The 10240-nt window shown below is 71.2% G+C and carries 7 protein-coding genes; 2 read left to right on the top strand and 5 right to left on the bottom strand.

From position 1 onward, the window contains the following. Nucleotides 1–168: 168 nt before the first annotated feature. Together ABH937_RS20755 and glnA are read right to left on the bottom strand one after the other, a co-directional pair. The gene (locus ABH937_RS20755) at nt 169–1395 is read right to left on the bottom strand and encodes an LPXTG cell wall anchor domain-containing protein (RefSeq protein WP_370219048.1); all 1227 of its coding nucleotides are present in this window, start codon (nt 1393–1395) and stop codon (nt 169–171) included. A 652-nt stretch (nt 1396–2047) separates the two neighbouring features. Continuing rightward, complete coding sequence (gene glnA / locus ABH937_RS20760; protein ID WP_280686883.1) at nt 2048–3409, bottom strand: type I glutamate--ammonia ligase; 1362 nt, start codon at nt 3407–3409, stop codon at nt 2048–2050. 229 nt (nt 3410–3638) lie between these two features. On the opposite strand from glnA, the gene ABH937_RS20765 reads away from it, so the two are divergent. After that, nucleotides 3639–5366: an NAD+ synthase gene (locus tag ABH937_RS20765; RefSeq protein WP_370219049.1), complete on the top strand. Its 1728-nt coding sequence runs from the start codon at nt 3639–3641 to the stop codon at nt 5364–5366. 15 nt (nt 5367–5381) lie between these two features. Here the strand turns inward: ABH937_RS20765 and ABH937_RS20770 are convergent, their stop codons facing one another. The 3 genes from ABH937_RS20770 to ABH937_RS20780 form a co-directional block, all read right to left on the bottom strand. After that, nucleotides 5382–6503 (bottom strand): endonuclease/exonuclease/phosphatase family protein, encoded by a 1122-nt coding sequence (locus ABH937_RS20770; RefSeq protein WP_280686881.1) that lies wholly within the window; start codon nt 6501–6503, stop codon nt 5382–5384. A 133-nt stretch (nt 6504–6636) separates the two neighbouring features. After that, entirely contained in the window at nt 6637–7299 is a 663-nt protein-coding gene (locus ABH937_RS20775; RefSeq protein ID WP_370219050.1) for a TetR/AcrR family transcriptional regulator, read from the bottom strand. Nucleotides 7300–7322: 23 nt separating this feature from the next. Continuing rightward, nucleotides 7323–8942, bottom strand: a complete 1620-nt coding sequence (locus tag ABH937_RS20780) for an MFS transporter (protein WP_370219051.1) — start codon at nt 8940–8942, stop codon at nt 7323–7325. 258 nt (nt 8943–9200) lie between these two features. On the opposite strand from ABH937_RS20780, the gene panB reads away from it, so the two are divergent. Further along, entirely contained in the window at nt 9201–10091 is an 891-nt protein-coding gene (gene panB / locus ABH937_RS20785; protein ID WP_280686878.1) for a 3-methyl-2-oxobutanoate hydroxymethyltransferase, read from the top strand. Nucleotides 10092–10240 lie beyond the last annotated feature (149 nt).

The raw sequence follows: 10240 nt of genomic DNA on the forward strand, positions 1-10240 counted from the left end.
CTTGCGGGCTTGCCGGGTTGAGGGGGCTGAGGGGTTGAGGTCTGCGGGGTTGCGGCCTCATAAGATGATCAGCTCATAGCGTAGGTACTTATTCCCCTGAGCGGGCCCCTGACGCACAACTGCCGCAGGGCCCGACCGGGTCGGTCGGGCCCTGCGACTGAGGGAGGATCAGCGCCGACGCGAGCGGCGGGAGAGCAGCACCAGCCCGCCACCACCGGCCAGCAGGACCACCGTGGCGACGATCATCACCGGGTTGAAGTCCGTGCCGGTCTGCGGCAGGGTGCCGCCGGGCGGAGTCGAGCCACCAGGGGGCGTGGAGCCGCCGGGAGGCGTGGAACCGCCACCGGGAGGCGTCCAGCCACCGCCGGGCGGCGTGGAACCGCCACCGGGAGGCGTCCAACCGCCGCCAGGAGGCGTGGAACCACCACCGGGAGGCGTCCAACCGCCGCCAGGAGGCGTAGACCCACCACCGGGAGGCGTCCAACCGCCGCCAGGAGGCGTAGACCCACCACCGGGAGGCGTCCAACCGCCGCCAGGAGGGGTCGAGCCACCGGGCGGGGTGCTGGGCACGCAGATGTCCACGTGCGCGTGGCACCGGGCGTCGGTCGAACTCTCCTGGCAGTCGGTCGACTGCGCCGACGTGATGGTGTTGTCGAGCCACGGGTCGCCCTGGTACGGGTCGTTCACCTTCACCTGGTAGCTGAAGGAGCCGTGCTGCCCCGCGTCCAGCTGCCCGGTCCAGGTGATCGTCCGGGCGCTCTCGTCGAACGTCGCGTCCGGCACCGTGGAGTGCAGCGAGCCCGGCACGAACGCGGCGTGCTGCAGTACCTGGCTCAGGTCGTCGGTGACCACCGGAAGCTCGCCGGCCGGAAAGGCGTCGTGCCCGACGTTGCGGTACTCGACCCGGTAGGTCACCACGTCACCCGGGCTCGCCGTGCCGCGGTCCACCGACTTGGCGACGACCAGGCTCGGCGAGTCGACCTCGACGGTGCAGCCCGGTTCGGTCCCCTGCGGGCAGTTGCTGAACTGCGGACCGGTGACCGCGTCGCGCATCCGCATCGGGCCGCGGTCCGGGTTGTCGGCGGTGAGACTGTAGACGATCTTGGTGCTGTCCCCCGGGTTCAGGTCACCGATCCAGGTCAGGACCGGCTGCTGGTACCGGAGCTGCCCGGTGCCGACCGTGGCGTCGTTGTCGTAGACGGCGTCGGCTAGGTCCCCGGACAGGTCGTCGGTGACCACGGCACCGGTGATCGGCACGTTGCCGTCGTTGGTGAGCGTGATGGTGTAGCTGACCTTCTGCCCCGGGAGGTAGACGGAGCGGTCGGCGGCCTTGAGGATGCTCAGGTGGCAGTAGGTGTCGTCGTCCCGCCCGCCCTGCGCGGCGGGGGCCGGCACCGAGGCGGCCGGGGCGGCCGCGGGGGCCGAGGGCGCGGCGGACGGCGCTACCGGCGCGGGTGCCGCAGGTGACGCGGATGACGCGGCAGCCGACGGTGACTCAGCAGCGGCCGGGGAGGCGGGAGTCGAAGGCGCGGCCGGACCGGATGCTGGAGCAGCAGCCGACGCGGAGCCGGCGGCGGACGCCGACCCCGATGGCGATGCCGACGCCGACGGAGAGTCAGATGCCGATCCCGCAGCGGACGCTGATCCGGAAGCGGAAGCGGAAGCGGAAGCGAACGCCGAAGCGACCGCCGCAGCCGCCACCTTGGCGGGCGGATCCACCTGCGCGCTCACCGGCAGGGCGGCGGCCAACAGGCCAGTGCTCGACGTGCACAGCACCACGAGCGGGACGATCCAGCGACGCATGCCTCTCATCGACCCACCCCGCAGCGGCCCGCCGACTGTCTACTGTTGCAACCCACGGCAACTCCTTCACGACACTGAGTGAACATCACTTCAGAGCATGAATCCGCCCCCCGATAAGTACGATCAACCCGCCGTTCGCCGCATCAGCACCCGGGGAAGTTCACCCGGACCGCCTAATCTCCGACATGGCGAAGGCCCGCCCCCGACCACGGGGACGGGCCCACCAAAGAAAACCGACGCGAAGTCAGAGCACCTGGAGGTTCTTCCGCAGCTCGAACGGCGTGACCTCGCTGCGGTACTCCTCCCACTCCTGCCGCTTGTTGCGCAGGAAGAAGTCGAAGACGTGCTCGCCCAGGGTCTCCGCGACCAGCTCGCTGCGCTGCATCAGGTCGATCGCCTCGCCCAGGTTCTGCGGCATCGGCTGGATCCCCATCGCGCGGCGTTCGGCGTCGGTGAGGGCCCAGACGTCGTCGTCGGCGCCCGGGGGGAGTTCGTAGCCCTCCTCGATGCCCTTGAGGCCGGCGGCCAGGGTGACGGCGTAGGCGAGGTAGGGGTTGCAGCCGGTGTCCAGGGAGCGGACCTCGATGCGGGTGGAGCCCTGCTTGCCGGGCTTGTACATCGGGACCCGGATCAGGGCCGAACGGTTGTTGTGGCCCCAGCAGATGTAGGAGGGGGCCTCGCCGCCGGCGCCGGCGGTGCGCTGGGATCCGCCCCAGATGCGCTTGTAGGAGTTGACCCACTGGTTGGTGACGGCCGCGGTCTCGGCGGCGTGCCGGAGCAGGCCGGCGATGAAGGAGCGGCCGACCTTGGAGAGCTGGTACTCGGCGCCGGACTCGTGGAAGGCGTTGCGGTCGCCCTCGAAGAGCGAGAGGTGGGTGTGCATGCCGGAGCCCGGGTGCTCGGAGAAGGGCTTGGGCATGAAGCTGGCGTGCACGCCCTGCTCCAGCGCGACCTCCTTCATGACCAGACGGAAGGTCATGATGTTGTCGGCGGTGGAGAGCGCGTCGGCGTAGCGCAGGTCGATCTCCTGCTGGCCCGGGGCGCCCTCGTGGTGCGAGAACTCCACCGAGATGCCCATCGACTCCAGCATGGTGATCGCCTGGCGGCGGAAGTCGTGGCCCACCCCGCGCGGGGTGTGGTCGAAGTAGCCCGAGTGGTCGGCGGGTTGGGGCGCGCTGCCGTCACCGGGGAGGTTCTTCAGCAGGAAGAACTCGATCTCCGGGTGGGTGTAGAAGGTGAACCCCTGCGCCGAGGCCTTCTCCAGGGTGCGCTTGAGCACGAACCGCGGGTCGGCGTAGGAGGGCGAACCGTCCGGCATCATGATGTCGCAGAACATCCGCGCGGTGCCGGGGGTCTCCGAGCGCCAGGGCAGTATCTGGAACGTGGTCGGGTCCGGCTTGGCGATCATGTCCGACTCGTAGACCCGGGCGAACCCCTCGATCGCCGACCCGTCGAAACCGATGCCCTCCTCGAACGCCTGCTCCAGTTCTGCCGGCGCCACTGCCACCGACTTCAGGAACCCGAGCACATCGGTGAACCACAGCCGGACGAACCGGATGTCACGCTCTTCGAGCGTACGAAGCACGAACTCCTGCTGCTTGCCCATGGGGACAGTCTCACCTCTGCTCTTTACGCCCGTGTTACGCAACGGCCCGCCCGCGACCGGACAGGCGAGCGACTACGTCCCATCATTCCGGATTCCGGCACCTGTGGGGCACCCAGGGCGGCGGAACAGCTCGGGAACGGAGCCGAGACGAGGGATGGAGCCGGCCAGGGTGACGGACAACGCCGTCCCCGACCCCCCATAGCGTCAGAACGACGATTACACTGACCCCATGCCGAATCTCCGCCTGGCCATGGCCCAGTTCGACCCGCACGTCGGCGACATCGCGCACAACAGCGAGGAGGTGGTGCGCTGGACGAGGCTCGCCGCCGAGCGCGGTGCGCGGGTGGTCGCGTTTCCCGAGATGGCGCTGACCGGGTATCCGGTCGAGGACCTGGCGCTACGGGCTTCCTTCGTGGACGCCTCGCGGGCGGCGCTGGTGGAGTTGGCGCAGCGGCTGGCCGCCGAGGGGCTGGGCGACCTGGCCGTGGTGGTGGGCTACCTGGGGCGGTCCCAGCGGAGCGGGCGGCCGCAGAACTGTGCGGCCGTGCTGCACGGGGGACAGGTGGTGACCCGGTTCGCCAAGCACTTCCTGCCGAACTACGGGGTGTTCGACGAGTACCGCTGGTTCGAGCCGGGCGACCAGCTCCAGGTACTGCGGGTGGACGGCATGGACGTCGCGCTGGCGATCTGCGAGGACATCTGGCAGGAGGGCGGCCGGGCGCGGGCCGCCGGGGAGGCCGGGGCAGGGCTGCTGCTGGTGGTCAACGGCTCGCCGTACGAGCGGAACAAGGACGACCAGCGGCTCGACCTGGTCCGGCGCCGGGCCGCCGAGGCGGGCTGCCCGCTGGCGTATCTGAACATGGTGGGCGGCCAGGACGAACTGGTCTTCGACGGCGACTCGCTGGTGGTGGACGCGGCCGGGCAGGTGCTGGCGCGCGCGCCGCAGTTCGAGGAGAGCCTGCTGGTGGTGGACCTGGAGCTGCCGGCCGCGAGCTCGGAGCACCCCGACGGTCAGGTCTACAGCGACGGGCTGCACCTGGTGCGCACCGCGATCGGCACCGAGCCCGCCGAGCAGCGCGAACCGGTCGCGGCCGAGCTCGCGCCCCGGCTCACCGACGAGGCGGAGATCTACGCCGCGCTGGTCACCGGCACCCGGGCGTACGTGCGCAAGAACGGCTTCAAGTCGGTGCTGATCGGGCTCTCCGGCGGCATCGACTCGGCGCTGGTGGCCGCCATCGCGGTGGACGCGATCGGCGCCGAGAACGTGCACTGCGTCTCGATGCCCAGTCAGTACTCCTCGCAGCACTCCAGGGACGACGCCGCCGAGCTGGCCCGGCGCACCGGACTGCACTTCCGCACCGTGCCGATCGCGCCGATGTTCGACGCCTACATGGCGGCGCTCGGCCTGACCGGGCTGGCCGAGGAGAACCTGCAGTCGCGGCTGCGCGGCACGCTGCTGATGGCGATCTCCAACCAGGAGGGCCACATCGTGCTGGCCCCCGGCAACAAGAGCGAGCTGGCGGTCGGCTACTCGACCCTGTACGGCGACTCGGTGGGCGCCTACGGTCCGATCAAGGACGTCTACAAGACGCTGATCTTCCAGCTCTCCAGGTGGCGCAACGAGGTCGCCGTCGAGCGCGGCGAGCTGCCGCCGATCCCGGAGAACACCATCGTCAAGCCGCCGAGCGCCGAGCTGCGCCCGGACCAGGTGGACACCGACTCGCTGCCCGACTACGACCTGCTGGACACCATCCTGGACGCCTACATCGAGGGCGACCAGGGCCGCGACGCGATCGTGGCGCGCGGGTTCGAGGCGGCCGTGGTGGACCGGGTGGTGCGGCTGGTGGACACCGCCGAGTACAAGCGGCGCCAGTACCCGCCGGGCCCGAAGATCTCGCCCAAGGGCTTCGGGCGGGACCGCCGGCTGCCGATCACCAACGGGTGGCGGCGCGGCTGATCACACCGGTCGGTCCTAACGGTTGTAGCGGTAGTCGGCGGCGACCGCGCGGTGGTCGCTGCCGTCCGCCGGTAGCACCCAGGAGTCGGTGGGCCGCATCCCGCGGCTCATGATCTGGTCGATCCGCGCCATCGGGAACTCGGCCGGGTAGCTGAAGCCGAAGCCGGAGCCCGCCGTGCCCTGGGCCGAGCGCAGCTGCGAGGTGACGGGGGCCAGACTGCTGTCGTTCATCGTCCCGTTCATGTCGCCCAGCAGCAGCACGTGGCCGAGCGGCTCGGCCTGGATCGCGTCGCCCAGCGCCTGCGCGCTGACATCGCGCTGCCCGGCCGTGAAGCCGCTGTCGAATTTCACCCGGACGGAGGGCATGTGGGCGACGTAGACCGCGAGCGGGCCCTGCGGGGTGGCCACCTGGCTGCGGAAGGCCCGGGTCCAGCCGATCTTGATGTCCACCACGTGGGTGTCGCTGATCGGGTACTTGGACCAGAGCCCGACGGTGCCCTCCACCACGTGGTACGGGTAGCTGCTCGCCAGCCCCTTGGTGTAGACGGGCAGCGCGGCGCCGGGCAGTTCCTCCAGCGCGACGATCTGCGCACCGGAGCCATCGATCATGCGGGCCGTGCCGGCCGGGTCGCGGTTGGCGGCCCAGACGTTGTGGGTGAGCACGGTGAAGTCGCCCTTGCCGGTGCTCTTGTCGCCGAGCAGCCCGCCGAAGAGCCCGAACCAGAGCACCGTCGGCAGCAGCAGCACGATCAGCGCGGTGGCGGAGCGGCGCAGCAGCGCGGCGAGCAGCAGCACCGGGATGAAGACGCCCAGCCAGGGCAGGAAGGTCTCCAGGAAACTGCCGAAGTTGCCGAAGGAGTTGGGCACCTGACGGTGCAGGCCCAGCAGCAGGGCGACCACGACGGCGCACCCTCCGAGCACCCAGCCGCGCCGCCAGGTCGAGCTGCCGCGGGCGTCCTTGCCCCAGTCGAGCAGCCGGTGCCACCGGCGCGCGGCACCGAGATCGGCGTCGGCGTCGGCGTCGGACCCCTCGACGCCGTCGGCGTCGGGCCCCTCGACGGTCGCGGTGAGCGCCGTGGCGCCGGTGGCTGCCGCGGCGTCGTCCGCCGGAGCAGCTTCCTGGTCGGCCTGCGTCATCTGTGACCCCTCGCTGGTCGTCCGGTACCTGTCCAGGCCGAGCCGGACTTATCCCGTCTTAGTGGGATCCTCGGCTCAGCCTATGCCGAGACAGACGCGCGGGACGGCAGCGCGGGTTCCGTCGGGCGACGGGTCAGCCGGCCGGGACGGCGTGAGCCGGGCCACGCAGCCCCTCCAGCAGGGAGTCCACGATGGTGGCGGCCAGCGCGGGGTCGTCCAGCGGTGCGTCTTCCCACATCACCGAACGCAGCAGCATCGGGCCGATCATCATCTCACCGAGCAGCGCGACGTCCAGGTCGGCGCGGAGTTCGCCGTCGGCGATGCCGCGCGCCACCACGGCCTGGATGGCCCGGCGGCGGCGCATCACCACCTGGTCGTAGTAGATCTCCTTGAGCGCCGGCATCGAGTTCATCTGGTCCAGCACCACCCGCAGCACCCAGCGGGAACGCTTGGCCAGGCCCCGGCGGCGCATGAAGTCCAGGATCACCACCAGGTCGTCCCGGGCGCTGGTTCCGGGCAGCACCGGCTCCGGCTCCTCCAGCCGGACCAGCACGTCGACCAGCAACGCCTCCTTGTTGGGCCAGCGCCGGTAGATGGTCGCCTTGCCGACCCCGGCGGCCTGGGCGATGCCCTCGATGGTGAGGTCCGCCAGGCTCTTGCCGTCCGTCATCAGCCGCTCGACGGCCTCGCAGATGGCCTGCTCGGCCGCCTCGGAACGCGGCCGCCCCCGCCGCGGCGGCACGCAGTGCGGCCCCGCGGCGGGCGCGGTGAGGGTGCCCTGACGGTCCGAGTCCATGGCCCCATTCTCCATCGTGCCGGTCAGGCCTTGGTCGACTGGACCGCCGGCACCGCGTCACCGGTCTGCGCGTCGGCGGGCGCCGGGTCACCCGGACGGCCGGGGGCGGCGATCCTGGCGGGCAGGAAGAACCAGGCCAGCGCCACGCCGAGCAGGGTGACCCCGGCCGAGACGGTGGCCACCACGTGCATCGCGTGGACGAAGGAGTCGAAGGCGGGGTTGATCAGGCCCGGCCGGCCCGTGCTCTGGGCGACCCCGACGGTGGCCTCCACCGACTCCCCCGCCTTGTCGCGCAGCGGCTGCGGCAGCGGGGCGAGGTGGCCGGCGATGCCGTTGCGGTAGCTGGTGGAGAGCACCGCGCCGAGCACCGCGACGCCCAGCGAGCCGCCGACCTGGCGGAAGGTGTTGTTGATCGCCGAGCCGGCGCCGGCCTTCTCGCGCGGCAGCGAGCCCATGATCGCCACGGTCACCGGCGGCATCACGTGCGCCATGCCGGCGCCCATGATGAAGCCGATCACCTCGAGCACCCAGATCGGGGTGGTCCGGCCGAGCAGCAGGTAGCCGAGGAAGGCGATCGCGATCAGCGCCATGCCGCCCGCGCAGGTGGCCCGCACACCGAACTTGTCGACCACCAGCCGGGCCCTGGGGGCGAAGATCAGCTGGGCGCAGGCCAGCGGCAGCATCAGCGCACCCGAGGCCAGCGCGCTGTAGCCGCGCACGCTCTGGGTGTAGAAGACGCCGAAGAAGGAGACGCCCATCAGCGCGAAGAAGACCATGCCGACCACCGTCACCGAGGTGGCGAAGACCTTGTCGCGGAACCAGCCGACGTTCAGCGCGGGGTGCTCGACCCGCTTCTCGTAGAGCACGAAGGCGACCAGCGCCAGCACACCGATCAGCACCGGCACCCAGGCCGCGGCCGCGGTGAAGTCGGCCAGGTCGCCGCCCTTGATGATGCCGTAGATCAGCGCCACCAGGCCGATGATCGACAGCAGCACGCCGACCGGGTCGAGCTTGCCGGGGTTGGGGTCGCGGGAGTCCGGGACCAGCAGCGTCATCACGACCAGCGCCACCACGACGATCGGGACGTTGATCAGGAAGACCGAGCCCCACCAGAAGTGCTCGATCAGCAGACCGCCGGTGATCGGGCCGATCGCGATCGCCAGGCCCACCGCGCCGGCCCAGATGCCGATCGCCTTGGGCTGCTCGTGCCGCTCGAAGACGTTCATGATGATCGCCAGCGTGGCGGGCATCACGAAGGCGCCGCCCAGGCCCATCACCGCGCGGAAGGCGATCAGCTGGCCGGGGCTGGTGGCGAGCGCGGAGAGCAGCGAGCCGGCGCCGAAGATCAGCATGCCGGTCAGCAGCGCCTTCTTGCGGCCGAACCGGTCGCCGAGCAGCCCCGAGGTGAAGAGCAGGCCGGCGAAGACCAGGGTGTAGGAGTTTATCGCCCATTCGAGGTCGCTCTGGCTGGCCCCGAGGCCGACCGGGGCGGGGGTCGCGATGGTCTTCATCGCGACGTTGAGGATCGAGTTGTCGAGCACGACGACGAGGAGCGCCAGGATCAGCGTGCCGAGGATCGCCCACCGACGGCGGTGGATGGCTTCCGGTACGCGCGGTGCGGCGCCGGCTACTGCGGTGGTCATACGTCTGTCCCGTTCCGTACGGAGGTGTGCGGGCTTCCTGGGACTCGGCGAGACGCGAGCGTCTCGTAATCCCCCGCCGAGAACTGTACTCCGATTTGCGATACGAGACGTATCCGTATCGCAAAACGCCGGGCAAAGACTCGGTGGCGTGCTCCGAAACCCCGGCTCTTTGCTCCGCGCCCGGGCCGTGCAAGCATGGAGGAGATCCGGGGACGCCACACGGCGCCACGAGACCACAACCCTTCAGGAGCCTGTTCCATGAACGCTTCTCAGCTTCCGCCTGCCCAGACGCCTGCCGCGGGAGCGGCGCCGACGTCCGGGGGGCGCTCCCTCTACGGCGGGGTGACCAACCGCCGGGTCACCGTCCGGGACCTGGCCGCCGCCAAGCGCCGCGGGGAGCGGTGGGCGATGCTCACCGCCTACGACGCGCTGACCGCCGGGGTCTTCGACGAGGCCGGCATCCCCGTCCTGCTGGTCGGCGACTCCGCCGGCAACTGCCACCTCGGCTACCAGACCACGGTGCCGGTCACCATGGACGAGATGGTGATGCTCTCGGCCGCCGTGGTGCGCGGCACCGAGCGCGCGCTGATCATCGGCGACCTGCCGTTCGGCTCCTACCAGGAGTCCCCCGCCCAGGCCCTGCGCAACGCCGCCCGGCTGATGAAGGAGGCCGGGGTCGGCGCGGTCAAGCTGGAGGGCGGCGAACGCAGCGCCCGCACCATCGAGATGCTGGTCGAGGCCGGGGTCCCGGTGATGGCGCACATCGGGCTGACCCCGCAGTCGGTGCACGCCCTCGGCGGCTACCCGGTGCAGGGCCGGGGCGACGAGGCGGCGCACAAGCTGCAGCGTGACGCCAAGGCCGTGCAGCAGGCCGGCGCCTTCGCCGTGGTGCTCGAAGCGGTGCCGGCCGAGCTGGCCACTCAGGTCACCGAGTCGCTCTCGGTGCCGACCGTCGGCATCGGCGCCGGGGCCGGCTGCGACGCCCAGGTGCTGGTCTGGACCGACATGGCCGGGATGACCGCGGGCAGCGTGCCGTCCTTCGTCAAGCAGTACGCCAACCTGCGCAAGGTGCTGGGCGATGCCGCCCGCGAGTACGCCGCCGAGGTGCTCGGCGGCAGCTTCCCGGCGGCGGAGCACAGCTTCAAGTAGCGCAGCTTCAAGTAACGGAGTCCGGTCGGGGGGGGCGCGGGGGGGGGGGCCGGCCCCCCCCCCCCCCCCCGGGCCCCGCGGGGGGGGGGGGGGGGGGCCGGCGGGGGGGGGGGGGGGGGCCCGAGCACCACCACCCCCCCCCCCCCCCA

Origin of the sequence: Kitasatospora sp. GAS1066B (assembly GCF_041262605.1) — a bacterium.
Classification (GTDB): Bacteria; Actinomycetota; Actinomycetes; order Streptomycetales; family Streptomycetaceae; genus Kitasatospora.

What these genes read in the sequence shown, in the direction of transcription:
- glnA (WP_280686883.1), bottom strand. Translation starts at nt 3,409, where the DNA reads ATGGGCAAGCAGCAGGAGTTCGTGCTTCGTACGCTCGAAGAGCGTGAC.
- ABH937_RS20765 (WP_370219049.1), top strand. Translation starts at nt 3,639, where the DNA reads ATGCCGAATCTCCGCCTGGCCATGGCCCAGTTCGACCCGCACGTCGGC.
- ABH937_RS20770 (WP_280686881.1), bottom strand. Translation starts at nt 6,503, where the DNA reads ATGACGCAGGCCGACCAGGAAGCTGCTCCGGCGGACGACGCCGCGGCA.
- ABH937_RS20775 (WP_370219050.1), bottom strand. Translation starts at nt 7,299, where the DNA reads ATGGACTCGGACCGTCAGGGCACCCTCACCGCGCCCGCCGCGGGGCCG.
- ABH937_RS20780 (WP_370219051.1), bottom strand. Translation starts at nt 8,942, where the DNA reads ATGACCACCGCAGTAGCCGGCGCCGCACCGCGCGTACCGGAAGCCATC.
- panB (WP_280686878.1), top strand. Translation starts at nt 9,201, where the DNA reads ATGAACGCTTCTCAGCTTCCGCCTGCCCAGACGCCTGCCGCGGGAGCG.